We start from the raw sequence: 19,677 nt of genomic DNA on the forward strand, positions 1-19,677 counted from the left end.
TGTCGGCGCAGAGCGCAGCCGGAGAGGCGGCCGATGCGAGCGGCGGCACGGAAGCCTCATGGTGGCAGAGCCGGTGGGAACTGCGCCCCCGATGCCGTATGCACGCGATGCGGCCGAAGCACGAAGTGCGGTAACCTCGGCCGGCCAGCATGACGCCATCCTGATGCCCTCGGACACCACCCCGGCCCTCGAACGCGACGCAGCCCCTCCCCGCCCCGGCGGAGAAGACGCTCCCGGCCTTCGCCCCAGCCTCCTCGACCCGCTCTTCGCGCCCGCCCGCGGCCTGCCCGGTGTCGGGCCGAAGATCGCGCCGCTCATCGAAAAGCTGCTCGGCTCCGAGGAACGGCCGGCTCGCGTCGCCGACCTGCTGTTCCACCTGCCGCAAAGCGGCGTCGCCCGGCCGCTCTGCGGCTCGATCCGCGATGCGCCGACGGGCGAGCCCGTCACGCTGGGCGTCACCGTGGTGGCGCACCGGCCGCCGATGCTCGGCAAGCGGGCCTTCCGGGTGCTGGTCGAAGACGGGACCGGCGACATCAGCCTCGTCTTCTTCGGCATGCCGCGGGGGCGCATCGAGAAGATGCTGCCGCTCGGGGCACACCGCTACGTCTCAGGGAGGATCGACCTGTGGGACGGCACCCGGCAGATGGTGCATCCCTCCCGCATCCTCGACCAGGACGGGCTCGCCGGCCTGCCCGCCGTCGAGCCGATCTACGGCGCGACCGAGGGGCTGACCTCGCGGGTCATCAGCAAAATCGTGCACGGCGCGCTCGACCGGCTTCCGGTGCTGCCCGAATGGCAGGACGCGTCCTACCTCGCCCGTAACCGCTTTCCCCCCTTCGCCGAGGCCCTGCGCATCGAGCACCGTCCGGAGGAGGCGCCCCCGCCCCCGGTCGAGGGGCAGGCCCCGCCCGCGAGCCCCGCGCGCAAGCGTCTCGCCTACGACGAATTGCTCGCCTCGCAGCTCGCGCTCGCCCTGGTGCGGGCCCGGCAGCGGCGCAAGCCCGGCCGGGTCAATGCCGGCGACGGGCATCTGAAAGCGCGCGTCGAGGCGGCGCTGCCCTTCGCGCTGACCGGCGCGCAGGCGCGGGCGGTCGAAGAAATCCGCGCCGACATGGCCGCCGAGCGGCGGATGCTGCGCCTGCTCCAGGGCGATGTCGGCTCCGGCAAGACGGCGGTCGCGTTGCTCGCCATGGCCTCGGCGGTGGAGGCCGGGCGGCAGGCCGCCTTGATGGCACCGACCGAGATTCTGGCGCGCCAACACTACGAGCGCTTGGTGCCGCTCGCCGGTGCCATGCGCCTGCGGCTGCTGACCGGCCGCGACAAGGCCGCCGAGCGCCGGGCGACGCTGGCGGATCTGGCGGCCGGCGAGATCGACATCGTGGTCGGCACCCACGCCCTGTTCCAGGATGCGGTGGCGTTCCGCGATCTCGGCCTCGCGGTGGTGGACGAGCAGCACCGCTTCGGCGTGCACCAGCGCCTCGCGCTCGGCGCCAAGGGCGAGGCGGTGGACATCCTCGTGATGACCGCCACCCCGATCCCACGCACCCTGGCGCTGACCTTCTTCGGCGACATGGACGTCTCGGTGCTCGACGAGAAGCCGGCCGGGCGCCAGCCGATCAAGACCATCACCGTGCCGGTGGAGCGCATCGACGAGGTGGTGGGCGGGCTGCACAGGGCGCTTCAGGGGGGCGACCGGGTCTACTGGATCTGCCCGCTGGTGGCGGAATCTGAATATGTCGATCTCGCCGCCGCCGCCGAGCGATTCGAGGATCTGCAGAAACATTTCGGCGACGCGGTCGGCCTGATCCACGGCAAGATGCCGGGGCCGGAGAAGGACGCGGCGATGGAAGCCTTCGCCGCCGGCCGCACCCGCGTGCTCGTCTCGACCACGGTGGTGGAGGTCGGCGTCGATGTGCCGGAGGCCACCATCATGGTGATCGAGCATGCCGAGCGCTTCGGATTGGCCCAGCTCCACCAGCTCCGCGGCCGGGTCGGGCGCGGGTCGAAGGCCTCCTCCTGCCTGCTGCTCTACCGCGGCCCCCTCGGGCAGGTGGCCAAGGCGCGCTTGGAGATGATGCGTTCGAGCGAGGATGGTTTTCGGATTGCCGAGGAAGACCTGCGCCTGCGCGGCGAGGGCGAGGTGCTCGGCACCCGCCAATCCGGCGCCGCCGCCTTCCGCCTCGCCCGGCTCGAGACCGACGGCGACCTGCTGGAGGCTGCCCGCGACGATGCGCGGCTGATCGTGGAGCGCGACCCACGCCTTCAGAGTGAGCGCGGCCGGGCGCTCCGGGTATTGCTCTACCTGTTCGAGCGCGAAGCGGCGATCCGGCTGATCGGTGCGGGGTGACCCCGCATCCGCGCCGTGGTCGAGGGTAGCCCGCTTTCTCCATCCGGAGGGGGTCTTCGGACGCCGAATATGACCGCCCGTTCAGAAAACCGTTCAGAAACGGACGATCCTGAACGACCCGTTCAGGAAGCCGCGGCCGCCACCTCGGACATTCCCGGCTGCGGCAACTCTGCGCGGGAAAAAGGATTTTTCCGTTTTCTAGTCAATCCCTTGCACAGCGCCGCTCGCGCTCGAAGCGAGCGTGCGGCAGGGCGGAAAAATCGGAATTACCTTGTATCTGCCCCAATTGCCGCTTAACTGAAGATGAACAAACGGCCTCGTAGACCGGGGTGCCACTGGAAAAAAGGAGGATCGCGATGTCGATCGCACCGTTCCAACGCCTGCCGGGTTCCTCCGAGAATTGGGGAGCCGACACGCTTTCCGTCGACCCTTGGCTCATGCCGATCTCGGACCGCGAGACACGTAATGAGAACACGACGGACGCTCTGGTGAGCGCCGTGCGGCAATCCTCGCGCCGGCTCTGGATCGCGGCCAACGCGCTGTGTGCGGGCCTCGCCCTGCTGGTGACGGTTCAGATCGCCAGCGATTGGTCCTCGCCGGTCGCCCGCCCCGCGGCCACACATCAGGTGGCCGACGCGACCCCGCCGACGCTGCCGGTCGAAAAGGCGTCGCTCCAGCACTGAGACCTCAGGTCTCGGAACGCTCTACAGATCCTGGCGCGCCGGTTCCCGGCGCGCCTTTTCCGTTTCTGAGGCCTCGCCTTCCTGCATCTGCGCCTGCCGCAAGGAAGCGGCCATGGCCTGAAGGCCCGCCCGCGGATCCTCCGGCTGGATCACGCCCGCCGACATCACGAGTTTGGCCGCGTCGTCCACGCTGATGCCGACCTCTACGATGTCCGAGCGCGGCAGGTAGAAGAAGAACCCCGTGGTCGGGTTCGGCGCGCAGGGCAGGAACACGCCGACGTAATCCTTGGCCTCGCCCCCCTCCTTCGCATGGAGCGCCCCCTGCACTTCATTGGCCGCGGGCGCGGAGAGGAACACCACCGACCACGTCCCCTTAACCGGAAACTCGACGAGTCCGACGGTGCGGAACGAGGTGCCGTTGGCCGAGAACAGCGTCTCGAAGATCTGGCGCAGGCCGCGGTAGAGCCCGGAGATGACGGGCGTGCGGGCGAGCAGCACCTCGCCGAACTCGACCACCGAGCGCCCGACGAGGTTGGCGGTGAGAAAGCCCAGCAGCGTCACCGCGACGAAGGCGATGACGAGGCCGATTCCGGGGATCGAGAAGGGCAGGTAGTGGTCCGGTAGGTAGCTGACAGGCACCAGCGGCTTCACCCATCCGTCGATGAGGGCGATGAACCACCACGTGATGTAGATCGTGATCGCGAGCGGGCCCGCGACGATCACGCCGGTGAGGAAGTAGGTCCGCAGCCGGCCTCGGGCGCTGACGCGCGTCTTGGACGAAGCGGGTTCCGGGGCATCCGGAATCGGCGAGAGGGTCGGCGCCACGCATGCACCTCGAGAGACGGACGAGCGGACGGACGGATCCATCCCGGCCTCCGGCTCTCCGGGGCAGAGACGTAGCGGCTGCGCATCGGCGGCTCAAGAGCGACCGGTGCCGGAGAGCGGCCAGGGCCCGGATTTGAGTGGTGCGCGAGGCAACTTGATCGGGGCCCGCGAAATCTTACCTCGAAGCGGCCCGGTGTGGCCAAGGTTCAGCGACAAGTTTCAGGGAGAAGACGCGATGCACGTCACCATCGAACAGGCGGAAAAAGCGATTCAAGCGGCCCGCGCCAAGGCGGTCGAACTCGGTACTCAGATGTGCATCGCGATCGTCGATTCCGGCGGCAACCTCAAAGCCTTCCACCGCATGGACGGCGCCTGGGTCGGCTCCATCGACATCGCGCAGAAGAAGGCCAAGACCTCCGTCTTCTTCGGCATGAAGACCGGCCAGATCGGCGCCCTGTCGCAGCCCGGCGGCTCGCTCTACGGCATCGAGCACTCGAACCAGGGCCTCATCACCTTCCCCGGCGGTATCCCGATCGTCGATGCGGACGGCGAGATGTCGGGCGCGATCGGCGTCAGCGGCTCGTCGGTGGAGAACGATGACGCGGTGGCGCTCGCCGGCGCCAGCGCGATCGGCGACACCGAGCTGCCCGACCACCCCTGGCGCACCTGATTTTCTGGCAGGCGCATCGGTCCGGAGGCCGGATCGATGCGCCACCCGCTCACTCCACGGTGACGGACTTTGCCAGATTGCGCGGTTGATCGACGTCTTTCCCCATGAAGACGGCGGTATGGTAGGCGATGAGCTGGATCGGCACCGCGTAGACGATCGGCGCGATCACCGGGTCCACGTCCGGCATGGTCAGCGTGGCCAGCGTGTCGAGCCCGGCGGCCGCCGCGCCCTTCGCGTCGCCGACTAGGATGATCTTGCCCCCGCGGGCGGCGACCTCCTGCATGTTCGAGACAGTCTTCTCGAAGATCGCGTCGTGGGGGGCGATCACGATCACCGGCACGCTCTCGTCGATCAACGCGATCGGCCCGTGCTTGAGTTCGCCGGCCGCATACCCTTCCGCGTGGATGTAGCTGATTTCCTTCAGCTTCAGGGCCCCTTCGAGCGCCATCGGGTAGCTCGTGCCGCGGCCGAGATAGAGCACGTCGCGCGCCTTGGCGATCTCGCGGGCGAGAACCTCGACCTCGGCCTCCATCGTTACCGCCTCGGCCATCAGGCCGGGGGCGGTGATGAGCGCATCGACGACGGCGCGCTCGCGCTCCGCGCTCAGGGTACCGCGGGCGCGCCCGGCCGCCAGCGCGAGGCAGAGCAGAACCGTGAGCTGGCAGGAGAAGGCCTTGGTCGAGGCGACTCCGATCTCGGGCCCGGCGAAGGTCGGCATCACTGCCGAGGATTCCCGGGCGATGGTCGAGGTCGGCACGTTGACCACCGCCAGCGTGTGCTGCCCCTGCGCCTTGGCGTAGCGCAACGAGGCGAGGGTGTCGGCGGTCTCGCCCGATTGCGAGATCACGAGCGTCAGCCCGTCCCGCTCCAGCGGCGGCTCGCGGTAGCGGGTCTCGGAGGCGACGTCGATCTCGACCGGCAGACGCGCCAGGGTCTCGAACCAGTACTTGGCCACCAAACCGGCATAGTAGGCGGTGCCGCAGGCGGTGATCGAAAGGCGCGAGAGCCGGGCGAAGTCGAAGGGCAGCTCTTCCTGCAGGACGACCTGACCGCGCGCCATGTCGATGTAGTGGGCCAGCGTGCGCCCGACGACCTCGGGCTGCTCGTGGATCTCCTTGGCCATGAAGTGGCGGTGGTTGCCCTTGTCGACGAGATAGGCCTGGGTCGCGATTCTTTGGCGCGGCCGGTTCACCGTCGCGCCGGCAAGATCCCGGATCTCGGCGCCGTCGCGGGTCAGGATCGCCCAGTCGCCCTCTTCGAGATAGGTGATCTGGTCGGTGAAGGGCGCGAGCGCGAGCGCGTCCGAGCCGAGATAGGTCTCGCCCTGCCCGAAGCCGATGGCGAGCGGCGCGCCGTGGCGGGCGCCGATCAGGAAGCCGTCCTCGCCCGAAAACAGGAAGGCCAGGGCGAAGGCGCCGTGCAGACGCGGCAGCGCCGCCTCGACGGCGGCCACGGGCCCGAGCCCCTGCCCCATCAGGTGGCTGACGAGCTGCGCCACCACCTCGGTGTCGGTCTCGCTCTCGAAGCGCGCGCCCGCGGCCACGAGCTCGACCTTCAACTCGCGGAAATTCTCGATGATGCCGTTATGGACCACTGCCAGCCGCTCGGTGGCGTGCGGGTGGGCATTGATCTCGTTGGGGCGTCCGTGCGTGGCCCAGCGAGTGTGGCCGATGCCGATCGCGCCCGGAAGCGGTGCCTGGACCAGCTTGAGCTGCAGGTTCGAGAGCTTTCCAGAAGCCCGGCGGCGGTCGAGCCGGCCGTGTTCCAGGGTGGCGACGCCGGCCGAATCGTAGCCGCGATATTCGAGCCGCCGCAGCGCCTCGACCAACGCGTCCGCGACCGATTCACGCCCGACGATGCCGACGATTCCGCACATGGCCGATCCTGAAGCCGTTGATCAGAGGCGCCGTTCCATCCCGTGATGGGATGTCCGCCCGAGGCGGGGCTTCCTGTGGTGCAAGGGAAGCCCGACCTTGGGCGTGGCGCGGATGGAAGGGCTTGTACGGAGCGCAGCGCGAGAAGACCAGCGCCCGCCGCCCCGTGACTTTCCGCTCAGTCCTTCTTCGCCTCGCGGGCAGCCTTGGCAGCCTTCAGGGTCTGGCGCAGGGTCTTGGCCGCCCCCTCGCGGGTAATCTGCCGCCCCCGCGCGACGGCGAGTGCGTCCGCCGGCACGTCGCGGGTGACGACCGAGCCGGCCCCGACCAGCGCGCCCGCGCCGACGCTGACCGGCGCCACCAGCGCCGAGTTCGAGCCGATGAAGGCGCCCTCGCCGATGAGCGTGCGGTGCTTCGACACACCGTCGTAATTGCAGGTAATGGTGCCCGCGCCGATATTGGCGCCCGCTCCGACCTCGGCGTCCCCGAGATAGGTCAGGTGCGAGGCCTTGGCGCCCGCATGGAGGGTCGCGTTCTTGATCTCGACGAAGTTGCCGAGATGGACGCCCGCCCCCAGCACCGCACCACCGCGCAGGCGCACATGCGGGCCGATATCGGCGCCCTCCATCAGCCGGGCGTCGTGCAGGTGTGAGAAGGCGCGGATGGTGCAGCCGTCGCCGACGACGACGCCGGGGCCGAACACGCAATGCGGCTCGACGACGACGTCGCGGCCGAGGATCGTATCGACGCTGAGAAACACCGTCTCGGGCGCGATCAGCGTCGCCCCACCGAGTTGGGCCGCCCGGCGCAGGCGTGCCTGGATCGTCGCCTCCGCTTGACTGAGCTGCACCCGGTCGTTGACGCCCTGCGCCTCCGCCTCGGCCACGGGCACCACGGCGACGGAGTGACCGTCGGCGGCAGCAAGCGCCACCGCGTCGGTGAGGTAGTATTCGCGGTTGGCGTTGTCGTTGCCGATCCGCTCCAAGAGGCCGAGGGCGTGGGGACCGGACAGCGCCATCAGCCCAGCATTCGACAGGTTGACCCGCCGCTCGTCCTGCGTGGCATCCTTCTCCTCACGGATCGCCAGGACGCGGCCTCCTTCCGTCAGCACGCGCCCGTAGCCGGTGGGGTCGGCGGCCTCGAAGGCGAGCACCGCCACCGCCGCACCCTCGCGCAAGGGCGCGCGCAGGCGGGCATAGGTTTCGGCCGTGACGAGGGGCGTGTCGCCGAAGGCCACGATCACGTCCTGCCCGCCCTCAAGGGCGTCGCGGGCGGCGAGCACCGCGTGCGCGGTGCCGAGCCGCTCGGCCTGCGGATGGATGCCGGCACCGGGCGCCAGCCGCTCGATCTCGCGGACGACGTCCTCGCGGCCCGGCTCGACCACCACGGCGAGGCGGGAGGCTCCTGCCTCCTGCACCGCGGCGAGCACGTGGCCGAGCATCGAGCGGTTGGCCAAGGCGTGCAGGACCTTGGGCCGGTCGGAGCGCATCCGCGTGCCCTTGCCGGCCGCCAGCACGATCGCGGTGAAGCCGCTCTCCGCCCCGTGGTTCGCACCTGCCGTCATCGAAATCCGCTCTCTGCCGTCGAGAAGTGCTTCACGAAACACCCGGCCACCGACCGCGACGGCGCAGCGGGGCAACGTGAAAGACACTGAATCGAGGGTCCGTTTAGCCGATCGGACGGCGTGCGCGAAGAGCGTGCGGAACGGCGCTGCTCCAGCGGCGCGAGGACGAGGCCGCGACCGAAGAGATACTCACCACGGCAGGCAGCGGATCTGAAGCAGATCCTCCGCGCTCATCCGGATTCCAAACGCCAGAACGCGCCAAGCCGGCATCGTCGCCAGGCCGAGGCCCGCGGCGAGGACGAGCCAAGGCCAAGCCCTCCGCAGGGTCTTCGTTTGCCGCCGCAGGCCGCCCTCTCCCGCCCGCCTCATCGCCGCAGCGCGGCGGGAGCCGCCCCGGTCGGCCGGCGCCTCGTCCGCAACAGCCAGACGCCGCACAGCAGCATGGCGAGGCCCCAGGCGAGGAAGCCGAGATCCCAGGCCAGCCAGTGCGACCGGTCCACCTGCTCGTTGACGTGGTGCACGCCGAGCCACTGGTGATCGATCAGTCCTTCGACGAGGTTGAACAGCCCCCAGCCGACGAGAAGGCTGCCGGCCAGCGCCCGATTCGACCAGCGCAGATTCCGTCCCCGCGCCCGGCGCCACAGGATGAACAACCCGGCCACGACGAAGACGTAGGTGGCGCTGTGGAAAATCCCGTCCCACAGCGTGTTGAGTTCGAGGTTGTCGATCGAGGTGATCGGGTACCAGGAGCTGAGCATATGGTGCCATTGCAGCACCTGATGCAGCACGATTCCGTCGAAGAACCCGCCGAGGCCGAGCCCGAACAGCACGCCTGCCGCGACCGGGAAGTCGGCCCCCTCCGTCGGTGCGGGAGCGCTCGCTTGATCGCGCATCGACGCCGGCCTCACGGCGAGCGGTAGGCGGAGCCATCCTCGGCCCGCGCCGGGGTCTCGACGTAGCGGCCCTGATCCGGCACGGCGACGCGTTCGAAATCTTGCGCCAGCGCATCGAGGCCGCGGCGCAGCTCCGGCCCGTGGAGGGCGCGTCCGTGGCCGGTCACCACACGTTCGGGCTTAAGGGCGGCAAGGCTGCGCACGGAGGCGCCCGCGGCCGGCCAATCGAGGGTCAGATACATCGGCGGGCCGTGCACCTCCGGCGCCTGCGTGACCACGGCATAGGCCGATTCCTGGGCGGTGGTGACGAAGGCGTCGCCCGCGATCAGGCTGCCGTCGGCCTCACGCCAGAACGAGACGTGGCCCGGCGCGTGGCCCGGCGTATGGAGCCAGCGCCAGCCCGGCATCGGCGGCACGCTGCCGTCGGCGGGCAGAACTTGCAGGCGCGACGACACATCCACGGGCTTGGTGGGGTAGAGCGGCGCGATGCGCGCCATCAGGCCGCCACCAACGCTCGGATCCGGCGTCGGGTAGGCGGCGCTGCCGTCGAGAAAGGGGCGCTCGAGCCCATGGGCGTAGACCGGTGCGTCCCACTCCTCCGCCAGATCCTCCAGCACGCCGACATGGTCGAAATGGCCGTGGGTCAGCACGATGGCCGCCGGGCGCGCACCCTCGCCGAAGCGGGCGGCGGCGGCGCTGCGGATCGCGGCCTTCGATCCCGGAATGCCGGCATCGACGAGGACCCAGTTGCGGTCACCCGCGCCGGAGAAACCGACGAACACGACGTTGGCCAGCACGAGGCGGCGATAGGCGAGATCGGGCGCGATCTCGTGGGTGCCGTCGTCGCGCTCGGCATCGGCCCGCGGATCGTCGGCACGGGCCTCGCGGCTGATCGGGATCTGCTGCGCCATGGCCTTCTCCTGTGCGAGGGAAGACGGGAGCCGGTGAGCGCTCCGGCCTGCGGGAAGGGTCGTCACGGGAAGGCCGGGGCGAAAGCTTTGTTCCCGCACCGCGACAGGACAGAAACGGCGGCCGCGGGGGCATTCATTCGGAAACCGAGCGTGCGCGCTCCGGTTGGAAGCCTACCCGCCACCGGGGCGACCCGGCCTATACGCGTTCAGGGTCCGTCACCGTGCCCATGATGTCCCGTGCCGCCTTCGATGCGCCTGTCACGCGGCTGCCGAGCGGCGGCTCCATAACCGGCCTCATGACCGGCCTCCCGCAAAGCCCTCGATTCCGGACCTGATGCCGTGAGTGATCCCACCTATCCGCCCCTCGACAGGCTCAAACCCGTAGCCTTCGGCCTGTGGATCGTGGACAGCGGCCCGATCCACGCCGCCGGCCTGCCGCTGCCCGTGCGCATGACCGTGGTGCGACTCGCCGATGGCGGCCTGTGGCTGCACTCGCCAACCCGCTACGACGCACGTCTGCACCGCGAGATCGAGGTGCTCGGGCCGATCCGCCACCTCGTCGCGCCCAATGTCGGGCACTGGACCTATCTGAAGGAATGGCAGCGGCATTGCCCGCAGGCCCTGACCTGGGCCGCCCCGAACCTGCGCGAGCGCCGGCAGGTCCGTCAGGCGGGCGTGCGGCTCGACCGGGATCTCGGCGACGCGCCGCCGCCCGAATGGGCCGACGACCTTTCGCAGGTGGTCGTACCCGGCGGCTTCGGCTTCCGAGAAGTAGCCTTCTTCCACGCCGCCTCGGCCACGCTGATCCTGACCGACCTCGTGTTGAACTTGGAACCGGATAAGCTCCCGCCCCTGCTGCGCCCGCTCCTGCGGATCGCCGGGGCAACTGCACCCGATGGGCGGGCGCCGATCTATCTCAGGCTGGTGGTGCGCCTGCGCAAGCGCGACGCGGCCCGTGCCGCCGCCGCACTCGTCGCCCTTTCGCCGGAGCGGGTGGTGTTCAGCCACGGCGCCTGGTTCGATCGGAACGGCACAGCCGAGCTGCGCCGCTCCCTCCGCTGGTTGCTCGACTAAATATCTCTCACAAGACTCCCGCCGCGCTGTCGTCGCCAGAACGAGAACGGTCGAGGACCGGGAGTTTTGTGAGGCAGTTTAAGACCAGCCTGGCGCTTCCCCGCCGATCGCTCAGGCGTTCGAGCGCCCGCGGTGATCGGGATCGACCCCGCCCTCCGGCGTGGTCTCGTTCTCGACATCGCCCTCGAAGGTGGAATCCCCCTCGATCGCCTCCGGGTCGGTTCCGGTCAGTCCCTTCGACTGCCCGATGCCCGGATTACCCTTCAGGTCGGCATCGCTCGGCGTATCCGTCTTCAGATGCTTCGACATGCGAACGTCGTCTCCCGGTGTCTTCGGTTTGAGTCCGGGCAACCGGGCTTCTCGGAGGGTGTTCCGGGCGCATCCTGTCTCACCCGCGCAAGCGGGGCCGGGCTTGCCTGCGGAAATCCTTCGCTTTCCAGAGCCGGTACGGGTCGCGGCTTACGGTGCCTGCGGCGGCGTGTCCTCCCGCTGCGCCCGGCGCAGGGCGTCGAGCAACGCGCCCTCGATGAGCAGGGCGGAGCCGTAATGGAACTCGATGTCGAAGGCGTGCCGGGAGTTCATGGAGAGCGAGGCGCTCTGCATGGCGACAAGCCGCCCCGCCTCGTCGAACAGCCCCGAGCCCGAGCCGCCATAGCCGTCGTTGCAGTCGTGCCGGGCCCGCCGGATGCCGCCTTCCGTCGGCGGATCGATCCGGCGCACCGTGCAGGTCTCCAGGCTGCTGTCACCCCGGTAGTTCTGGTGACCGCCGGGGGCGACCAGGGTCACGGCGAGCGACAGGTCCCCGGTGGAAAGGTCGGGGGGCGCATCGGGCAGCGGCTGGCGCAGTGCCTCGGCCGGCCGCACGAGGCGCAGGAGCGCCCAGTCGTCGGTGATGTGGAGGCGCGTCGCGTCCGCCGCGACGCCGAGATGCAGGCTCTCGGCAACGAAATCATAGTTGCGCCCGCCAATCTGAAAGTAGCAGTCGCCGACCTGCCGCGTCGTTTCGAGTTGCCGGTTGCGGAAGTTGTGCGCGTTCAGCATCACGAGCGAGGGCGTGCCAATCAGCCACGCGGCGGCCGCCTTCTGCGGCACGCCGTCCGAGCGGCGGCACCAGAGGACACCCGCCCCCGGATAGCGGGCCCGGTCGCCGCTGGTCAGGTCGCGGCGCCCGTCCTGGGGATAGAGCGCGGCCGTTTCGGTGACGTCTCGCGTCTGTGTTCGGGCCGGTGCATCGGGCGGCGGGTGCGGCGCATCGTCTCCGCGTGCGGTGCCAGCCCACGCCACGAGGGCGAAGAACCCACACACCGCTAGACCGCCCCGCGCGCGCTGCCCCTGCGCCATGGCCGAAAAGCCTCCCACTCGGTCGGGCCGCTTCGCGAGGGCCCGTTGACGGCCACGGTGCGACGGGTCCCGCCCCCGGTCAAGACAAGGCCAACACGTTGCGACACTACGCCTTAGCACATTTATGATTGCCTTATCTTCCTGATAAGAAATGTCCGACCAGCTAAAGACATCGCGTCCAATCAAAGCCTAGAAAATATAGGCGAAGGGACGCTAATAAGTCTTTCATAAGACCGCGAAAATCTAAGAATGTTCTTAGATCTACGGTGCGGCACTTCGAAGGACTTCCGAGCGGTCCTGGAACCTCAGAAGAACGTCTGAGAGATACCGCGAGGCCGAAAGGCGAGGCGGTTCAGCGAGGAGACGCAGGATGAGCAGGTTTGTGACATCAGTCTCGGCCTTGGCGATGCTGGCGCTCGCGCCGGCCGCGCTGTCGAGCGGGGCCTACGCCAACGATAAGCTGGTCGAGCTGTCGAAGAGCGACGACAACTGGGTGATGCCCGGCAAGAACTACGATTCAAACAACTTCAGCGACCTGAAGCAGATCAACAAGGGCAACGTGAAGCAGCTTCGGCCGGCTTGGACGTTCTCGACCGGCCTTCTGAACGGCCACGAGGGCGCGCCGCTCGTCGTCGACGGCAAGATGTACATCCACACCTCGTTCCCGAACAACACCTTCGCTCTCGGCCTCGACGATCCGGGCACGATCCTGTGGCAGGACAAGCCGAAGCAGAACCCGGCCGCCCGCGCGGTCGCCTGCTGCGACCTCGTCAACCGCGGCCTCGCCTACTGGCCCGGCGACGGCAAGACCCCGGCGCTGATCCTCAAGACCCAGCTCGACGGCAACGTCGCCGCCCTCAACGCCGAGACCGGCGAGACGGTGTGGAAGGTCGAGAACTCCGACATCAAGGTCGGCTCGACGCTCACGATCGCCCCCTACGTCGTCAAGGACAAGGTCATCATCGGCTCCTCGGGCGCCGAGCTCGGCGTGCGCGGCTACCTGACCGCCTACGACGTGAAGACCGGCGAGCAGGTGTGGCGCGCCTACGCCACGGGTCCGGACAAGGACCTGCTGCTGGCCTCCGACTTCAACATCAAGAACCCCCATTACGGTCAGAAGGGCCTCGGCACCGGGACCTGGGAGGGCGATGCCTGGAAGATCGGCGGCGGCACCAACTGGGGCTGGTACGCCTACGATCCGGGCACGAACCTGATCTACTTCGGCACCGGCAACCCGGCGCCGTGGAACGAGACCATGCGTCCGGGCGACAACAAGTGGACGATGACGATCTTCGGCCGCGACGCCGATACGGGTGAAGCCAAGTTCGGCTACCAGAAGACCCCGCACGACGAGTGGGACTACGCCGGCGTCAACGTCATGATGCTCTCCGAGCAGAAGGACAAGGACGGCAAGGCCCGCAAGCTGCTGACCCACCCGGACCGCAACGGCATCGTCTACACGCTCGACCGTACCGACGGCGCGCTCGTCTCGGCGAACAAGCTCGACGACACGGTCAACGTGTTCAAGTCGGTCGATCTCAAGACCGGCCAGCCGGTGCGCGATCCGGAGTACGGCACCCGGATGGACCACCTCGCCAAGGACATCTGCCCCTCGGCGATGGGCTACCACAACCAGGGTCACGACTCGTACGATCCGAAGCGTGAACTGTTCTTCATGGGCATCAACCACATCTGCATGGATTGGGAGCCCTTCATGCTTCCCTATCGTGCGGGTCAGTTCTTCGTCGGTGCGACGCTGAACATGTATCCGGGCCCGAAGGGCGACCGTCAGAACTACGAAGGTCTCGGCCAGATCAAGGCGTACAACGCGATCACCGGCGACTATAAGTGGGAGAAGATGGAGCGCTTCGCCGTGTGGGGCGGCACCATGGCCACCGCGGGCGACCTCGTCTTCTACGGCACGCTCGACGGCTACCTGAAGGCGCGTGACTCCGACACGGGCGACCTTCTCTGGAAGTTCAAGATCCCGTCCGGCGCCATCGGCTACCCGATGACCTACACCCACAAGGGCACGCAGTACGTCGCCATCTACTACGGCGTCGGCGGCTGGCCGGGTGTCGGCCTCGTGTTCGACCTCGCCGACCCGACCGCCGGCCTCGGCGCGGTGGGTGCCTTCAAGAAGCTCGCCAACTACACCCAGATGGGTGGCGGCGTGGTGGTGTTCTCGCTCGACGGCAAGGGCCCCTACGACGATCCGAACGTCGGCGAGTGGAAGTCGGCCGCCAAGTAAGGCGACCATCGGACCGAAGGTCCGTGCCGCCTGACGGCGGATGACGACCGCCCCTCCCCCCTCGCCCGGGGGAGGGGCTGGGTTGAGGGAGCGCTGGCCTCTCGCGGGCTCCGCGATCGGTCGGCGCTCCCCGCCCCTCTTCGCAGGACGGTGCCGGGCCGGCAGAGGGCCGCCCATCCTGTTCTGCACGGGAGATGCGCGATGCGAGGATGGACGAAACAGGTCCGCGCCGAGAGACCCCGCGCCAAGACTCGATAAGAATAATCCAGAGGAAACGAAGATGTCGCTCGTGAACGGACGCCGCCGGGCCGTCGCCTCGGCCGTCGCCCTCGCTGCCTTGACCGGTCTGTGCGCGCCCGTCCTGGCGCAGGATTCGAAGGCCGCCGAGACCGCGAAACCCGATGCCGGGACCTTGCGCGTCTGCGCTGCCGAGCAGCCGCCGCTCTCGATGAAGGACGGCTCGGGCCTCGAGAACCGCATCGCCACCGCCGTCGCCGAGGCGATGGGCCGCAAAGCCCAGTTCGTGTGGCTCGGCAAGCCGGCGATCTACCTCGTGCGCGACGGGCTGGAGAAGAAGACCTGCGACGTGGTGATCGGGCTCGATGCCGACGATCCCCGCGTGCTGGCCAGCAAGCCCTATTACCGCTCGGGCTACGTCTTCCTCACTCGCGCCGACAAGGATCTCGACATCAAGTCCTGGTCCGATCCGCGGCTCAAGGAAGTGAGCCACATGGTGGTCGGCTTCGGCACGCCCGGCGAGGCGATGCTCAAGGATATCGGCCGCTACGAAGAGGATATGGCCTACCTCTACTCGCTGGTGAATTTCCGCGCGCCGCGCAACCAGTACACCCAGATCGATCCGGGCCGGATGGTGAGCGAGGTCGCCACCGGCAAGGCCGAGGTCGGCGTGGCCTTCGGGCCCGACGTCGCCCGCTACGTGCGCGACTCCTCGACCAAGCTGCGCATGACCCCGGTGCCCGACGACACTGCGCGCAGCGACGGCCAGAAGATGCCGCAGAGCTTCGACCAGTCGATGGGCGTGCGCAAGGACGACACCGCCCTGAAGGCGGAGATCGACGCCGCCCTGGAAAAGGCCAAGCCGAAGATCGAGGCGATCCTGAAAGAGGAGGGCGTCCCCGTGCTGCCCGTCTCGAACTGATCCGTCGAACGATCCCGATTGCGATGAGGACCAAGAACAAGACGATGATGAACCGGACAAAGATCGGTGCCGCCCTCCTCGGCCTCGCGCTCGTCGGCGGCTCTCTGCCGGCCCTGGCGCAGCCTCAGGCCGGACCGCAGACGGGCGTGACCTTCCGCAACACCGTGACCGGCGAGGCGCTCGACGTCACGCAGGGCAAGGAAGGCGGCCGCGACACGCCCGCCGTGAAGAAATTCCTCGAGACCGGCGAGAACAGCTACATCGACGACAAGTCCTGCCTACGGAACGGCGAGAGCTTGTTCGCGACTTCGTGCTCGGGCTGCCACGGCCACCTCGCCGAGGGTAAGCTCGGCCCGGGGCTGAACGACAATTACTGGACCTACCCGTCCAACACGACGGATGTGGGCCTGTTCGCCACGATCTTCGGCGGCGCCAACGGCATGATGGGCCCGCACAACGAGAATCTGACGCCCGACGAGATGCTGCAGACCATCGCCTGGATTCGTCACCTCTATACGGGGCCGAAGCAGGACGCCGTGTGGCTGAACGACGAGCAGAAGAAGGTCTACACGCCCTACAAGCAGGGCGAAGTCATCCCGAAGGACGCCAAGGGCCAGTGCAAGCCGCTGGAGGAGTGATCCTTTCGGGTTTCGGGCCGGCTCGAACCGGCGCGATCGAGGGGGCGGGCCGTGGGATCGCATCGCCGCTCGCGGCGAGATCCCCGGACGATCAAGCCCCAAGAAGAGCAGGCTCAGCCAAGAGCAAGTCTCACAAAGTGGAGGAAACCATGAAGACCACTCTCATCGCCGCCGCGGCCATCGCCCTGTCCGGCCTCGCCGCCCCGGCGCTCGCCTATGACGGCACCAAGTGCAAGGCCGCGGGCAATTGCTGGGAGCCGAAGCCCGGCTTCCCCGAGAAGATCGCCGGCTCCAAGTACGATCCCAAGCACGATCCCAAGGAGCTGAACAAGCAGGCCGATTCCATCAAGCAGATGGAAGAGCGCAACAAGAAGCGCGTCGAGAACTTCAAGAAGACCGGCAAGTTCGAGTACGACGTCAGCAAGATCGCGGCAAACTGAGCCGTTTTGTCCCCTCCCCTCGCGGGGAGGGGTTCGGGGCGGGGGTGGTCCAGGAGGCACCGCCCGGCGCCCCATCCGGACAGGCCCTGCCCCGATCCGTTCTCCGAAACGGAGCGGAGGCAGCGGCGGCCCATGGCGCCTGGGGCGCCCAAGACGGCAAACAAAGGCCAACCGCCGAATGAACACCTTGCGCCCCGGCGACGCCATGCTCACCGACTGGCGGGATTCCGCCGCGCGCTTCGAGCGCGAGATCGGCAAGGCCGTCGTCGGCCAGGAACGGGCGATCCGCCTCCTGACGATCGCGATCTTCGCCCGCGGCCACGTCATGCTCGAAGGCGATGTCGGCGTCGGCAAGACCACGCTGCTGCGCGCGGTCGCCCGCGGCCTCGGCGGCGCCTACGAGCGCGTCGAGGGCACCGTCGACATGATGCCGACGGATCTGATCTATCACACCTATCTCGGCGAGGACGGCCGCCCGCGGGTCGAGCCCGGCCCGGTGCTGCGGCGGGCCGAAGACCTCTCGGTGTTCTTCTTCAACGAAATCAACCGCGCCCGGCCCCAGGTCCACGCACTGCTCCTGCGCATCATGGCCGAGCGCAGCGTCACCGCCTTCAACCGAGAATACCGCTTCCCCAACCTCCAGGTCTTCGCCGACCGCAACCGGGTTGAGCGCGAGGAGACCTTCGAGCTTCCGGCCGCCGCCCGCGACCGCTTCCTCATGGAGATCGGCATGGAGGCGCCGCGCGACGCGCAGGCCCGCCGCGACCTCGTGTTCGATCCCCGCTTTCACGACACCGACCGGCTCACCGAAGAGGTCGCGGCCGGCGTGCTCGATTTCGAGCGCATCGGCACCATCGCCAGCGCGATCCAGCACGCGATCTCGGCCGAGCCGGCGATCGAGGCCTACGTCGTCGGCCTGTGGGAGGCGCTGGTGCGTCCCGGCCCCGCCGGCATCCGCCTGCCCGGCATCGACATGGACCGCCTCATCCAGGGCGGCGCCTCGCCCCGCGGCGTCGCCTTCCTCGTGCGCGCCGCCCGCGTCCGCGCTTGGCTGGAGGGCCGGGACTGGCTGGTGCCGGAGGATATCCGCGCCGTCTTCCCCGAGGTGATGGCCCACCGCGTCTTCCTCGAACCTGTCTACGAGATGCGGCGCGCGCAGATCGTGCCCGACCTCATCCGCGCCGTGTTCGAGACGGTGCCCGCCCCGTGAGCGGCCCGGAGGACGGGGTCAACGATGGGGCCGACATCATCTATCTGCCGCGCTGGCGGCCCGGCGGACACCGAGTCGGCGCCCATCGCGGGCGCGATGCGGGCGGCCTCGGCACGTTCCGCGATCAGGTCAGTTTCGCGCGCCTGCCGGATGCCCAGCGCATCGACCTGCGCGCGTCGCTCCGCGACCCGTTCGAGGGCGTGTTCGTGCGCCGCTTCGAGGCGCGCAGCCCGGTCGAGACTTACGCGCTGATCGACCTCTCCGCCTCCATGCGCTTCCGCGGCCGGGCCGACCGGCGCGAACTGGCGCAAACCTTCTGCGCCACGCTCGCCCGCTCGGCGACGCGGATCGGCGACGGCTTCGGCGTGATCGCCTGCGACGACACGTTGCGCGACGACCTCACTCTGCCCGCGACCCGACACCGCGCCGCCGCCCAGGCCGCCGCCGCGCGCCTGCGCGAGGCGACCTGCGATGGGCACGGCGCCGCGGGCCTGCTGGAGGCCGCGCGCCGCCTCGCCGGGCGCCCGAAGCTGATCTTCCTCGTCTCCGATTTCCGCTGGCCCGAGGCGCTGATCGAAGGGGTGTTCTCGGCGCTGGCGCTGCACGACGTGACCCCGGTGCTGCTTGCCGATTCCGCCGAGTCCGAAGACCTGCCGGCCTGGGGCCTCGTGGAACTCGACGACCTGGAGGGCGCCGGGCGACGCCTCGTGTTCCTGCGCCCGTCCTTACGCCGCCGCTGGATCGCCCGCGAGGCCGAGCGCGTCGAACGCTTGCGCCGGATCTGCGCGCCCTTCGCCCGTCCGCCCTTCCGGCTCGCCGACCGCTTCGACGCCGAGGCGCTGAGCCGCCACCTGATGACGACGTGAGAGCGATGCGCGCGCTTCCCCTCGCCATCCTCCTCGCGCTGGTGTCGCTGCCGGCCGCCGCCCAGGTGCGCAGCGTCGAGCTGCGCACGCCCCGCGCTTTCGGCTATTTCCAGGGCGACCTCGTACAGGTCCAGGCCGAGATCCGCACCGATCCCGGCTTCACTCTGCAGCGCCCGTCGCTGCCCAAGCCCGGCCCGGTCACCTACTGGCTCGACCTGCGCGACGTGCGCACGGAGGAAAGCCGGGCTGCCGACGGCGCGCATGTGATCCGGCTGCGCCTGACCTATCAGGACTTCTACGTCGCGCTCGATGCCCGCACCCTCGAAGTGCCGGGCTTCCCCGTCACCGTCGAGAGCGCCGGCACGAACGGATCGACCACGGCGGTGGCGCAGGTGCCCACCTGGAAGATCGGCGTCTCGCCCCTGCGCGAGGTGCAGCCCGAGCGGCGCGACGACCCGGCCGAGTACCTGCGGCCCGACGGGCGCGCCCCGCGCCTCGATCCGCAGCCGGCGCTGGCCTCCGCCGCCGGCTTCCTGGCGCTCGCCGTCCTGGCGCTGGGGCTGCTCGCCTACGACCGGGCGTGGTGGATTTTTGGAACCCGCCGCGGTCGGCCCTTCGCGCAGGCGCTGAAATTACTCGGCCGGGCGAAGCGGCAATCGCAGGGGGAAGCCCTGTACCGCGAGGCGCTGCTCGCCCTGCATCGCGGCCTCGACGCGACCGACGGGCGCCGAGTGCTCGCCGACGACCTGCCTGACTTCCTCGGCCGCCATCCCGCCTTCCGGGGACAGGCGAGCGGCCTCCAAAAGTTCTTCTCGGCCTCGCGGCTGGCCTTCTTCGGCCGGGACACCGCCGGGGCCGGGACGACGCTGCCCCTGCCCGAAGCCGAAGCGCTGCTGCGCCGGCTCGGCGCGGTCGAGCGGAGCGCGTGACC

Annotated in this window: 18 protein-coding genes; 11 read left to right on the forward strand and 7 right to left on the reverse strand. The window is 69.2% G+C overall.

Annotated elements, in window-relative coordinates; all coding sequences use genetic code 11:
- Positions 1–163: 163 nt before the first annotated feature.
- A complete protein-coding gene (recG, locus tag MKK50_RS23780; RefSeq protein WP_499025772.1) occupies positions 164–2,347 on the forward strand; it encodes an ATP-dependent DNA helicase RecG in 2,184 nt (727 codons plus the stop codon).
- A 356-nt stretch (positions 2,348–2,703) separates the two neighbouring features.
- Positions 2,704–3,030, forward strand: a complete 327-nt coding sequence (locus tag MKK50_RS23785; protein WP_499025646.1) for a hypothetical protein — start codon at positions 2,704–2,706, stop codon at positions 3,028–3,030.
- A 21-nt stretch (positions 3,031–3,051) separates the two neighbouring features.
- Here the strand turns inward: MKK50_RS23785 and MKK50_RS23790 are convergent, their stop codons facing one another.
- Positions 3,052–3,897, reverse strand: coding sequence for a DUF502 domain-containing protein (locus tag MKK50_RS23790; RefSeq protein ID WP_499025647.1), 846 nt, complete (start codon positions 3,895–3,897; stop codon positions 3,052–3,054).
- Between the two features lie 193 nt (positions 3,898–4,090).
- Here MKK50_RS23790 and MKK50_RS23795 point away from each other — a divergent pair, with 193 nt between their 5' ends.
- The gene (locus MKK50_RS23795; protein WP_253369719.1) at positions 4,091–4,525 is read left to right on the forward strand and encodes a GlcG/HbpS family heme-binding protein; all 435 of its coding nucleotides are present in this window, start codon (positions 4,091–4,093) and stop codon (positions 4,523–4,525) included.
- Positions 4,526–4,574: 49 nt separating this feature from the next.
- Here MKK50_RS23795 and glmS read toward each other — a convergent pair whose 3' ends face one another.
- The 4 genes from glmS to MKK50_RS23815 all read right to left on the reverse strand — a co-directional run bounded on the left by glmS (position 4,575) and on the right by MKK50_RS23815 (position 9,767).
- A complete protein-coding gene (gene glmS, locus MKK50_RS23800) occupies positions 4,575–6,401 on the reverse strand; it encodes a glutamine--fructose-6-phosphate transaminase (isomerizing) (RefSeq protein WP_499025648.1) in 1,827 nt (608 codons plus the stop codon).
- 176 nt (positions 6,402–6,577) lie between these two features.
- Positions 6,578–7,963, reverse strand: coding sequence for a bifunctional UDP-N-acetylglucosamine diphosphorylase/glucosamine-1-phosphate N-acetyltransferase GlmU (glmU, locus tag MKK50_RS23805; protein WP_499025649.1), 1,386 nt, complete (start codon positions 7,961–7,963; stop codon positions 6,578–6,580).
- A 365-nt stretch (positions 7,964–8,328) separates the two neighbouring features.
- Positions 8,329–8,856, reverse strand: a complete 528-nt coding sequence (locus MKK50_RS23810) for a DUF2243 domain-containing protein (protein WP_499025650.1) — start codon at positions 8,854–8,856, stop codon at positions 8,329–8,331.
- Between the two features lie 11 nt (positions 8,857–8,867).
- The gene (locus MKK50_RS23815) at positions 8,868–9,767 is read right to left on the reverse strand and encodes an MBL fold metallo-hydrolase (protein ID WP_499025651.1); all 900 of its coding nucleotides are present in this window, start codon (positions 9,765–9,767) and stop codon (positions 8,868–8,870) included.
- A 339-nt stretch (positions 9,768–10,106) separates the two neighbouring features.
- Between MKK50_RS23815 and MKK50_RS23820 the strand changes: the two genes are divergently transcribed.
- Positions 10,107–10,841, forward strand: coding sequence for a DUF4336 domain-containing protein (locus tag MKK50_RS23820; protein ID WP_499025653.1), 735 nt, complete (start codon positions 10,107–10,109; stop codon positions 10,839–10,841).
- A 111-nt stretch (positions 10,842–10,952) separates the two neighbouring features.
- Here MKK50_RS23820 and MKK50_RS23825 read toward each other — a convergent pair whose 3' ends face one another.
- Both MKK50_RS23825 and MKK50_RS23830 read right to left on the reverse strand, forming a co-directional pair.
- Positions 10,953–11,150 (reverse strand): hypothetical protein, encoded by a 198-nt coding sequence (locus MKK50_RS23825; protein ID WP_499025655.1) that lies wholly within the window; start codon positions 11,148–11,150, stop codon positions 10,953–10,955.
- A gap of 150 nt (positions 11,151–11,300) precedes the next feature.
- Entirely contained in the window at positions 11,301–12,182 is an 882-nt protein-coding gene (locus MKK50_RS23830; RefSeq protein WP_499025656.1) for a S1 family peptidase, read from the reverse strand.
- A 370-nt stretch (positions 12,183–12,552) separates the two neighbouring features.
- Between MKK50_RS23830 and MKK50_RS23835 the strand changes: the two genes are divergently transcribed.
- The 7 genes from MKK50_RS23835 to MKK50_RS23865 all read left to right on the forward strand — a co-directional run bounded on the left by MKK50_RS23835 (position 12,553) and on the right by MKK50_RS23865 (position 19,675).
- Positions 12,553–14,433 carry a methanol/ethanol family PQQ-dependent dehydrogenase gene (locus tag MKK50_RS23835; RefSeq protein ID WP_003599114.1) on the forward strand — a complete coding sequence of 627 codons (1,881 nt, stop codon included), beginning with the start codon at positions 12,553–12,555 and terminating at the stop codon, positions 14,431–14,433.
- A 280-nt stretch (positions 14,434–14,713) separates the two neighbouring features.
- Positions 14,714–15,592: a methanol oxidation system protein MoxJ gene (moxJ, locus tag MKK50_RS23840; protein WP_499025657.1), complete on the forward strand. Its 879-nt coding sequence runs from the start codon at positions 14,714–14,716 to the stop codon at positions 15,590–15,592.
- Between the two features lie 44 nt (positions 15,593–15,636).
- Positions 15,637–16,230, forward strand: coding sequence for a cytochrome c(L), periplasmic (gene moxG / locus MKK50_RS23845; protein WP_253373999.1), 594 nt, complete (start codon positions 15,637–15,639; stop codon positions 16,228–16,230).
- A gap of 149 nt (positions 16,231–16,379) precedes the next feature.
- On the forward strand, positions 16,380–16,670 hold the full coding sequence (locus MKK50_RS23850) for a methanol dehydrogenase [cytochrome c] subunit (RefSeq protein ID WP_253369736.1): 291 nt from the start codon (positions 16,380–16,382) through the stop codon (positions 16,668–16,670).
- A 178-nt stretch (positions 16,671–16,848) separates the two neighbouring features.
- The gene (locus MKK50_RS23855) at positions 16,849–17,880 is read left to right on the forward strand and encodes an AAA family ATPase (RefSeq protein WP_253369738.1); all 1,032 of its coding nucleotides are present in this window, start codon (positions 16,849–16,851) and stop codon (positions 17,878–17,880) included.
- Positions 17,877–18,746, forward strand: coding sequence for a DUF58 domain-containing protein (locus MKK50_RS23860; protein WP_499025658.1), 870 nt, complete (start codon positions 17,877–17,879; stop codon positions 18,744–18,746). Before MKK50_RS23855 ends, MKK50_RS23860 begins: the two co-directional genes overlap by 4 nt.
- 5 nt (positions 18,747–18,751) lie before the next feature.
- Positions 18,752–19,675, forward strand: a complete 924-nt coding sequence (locus MKK50_RS23865) for a nonribosomal peptide synthetase MxaA (RefSeq protein WP_499025659.1) — start codon at positions 18,752–18,754, stop codon at positions 19,673–19,675.
- Positions 19,676–19,677 lie beyond the last annotated feature (2 nt).

It is taken from the genome of Methylobacterium sp. J-043 (assembly GCF_022829505.1).
Classification (GTDB): Bacteria; Pseudomonadota; Alphaproteobacteria; order Rhizobiales; family Beijerinckiaceae; genus Methylobacterium; species Methylobacterium extorquens_A.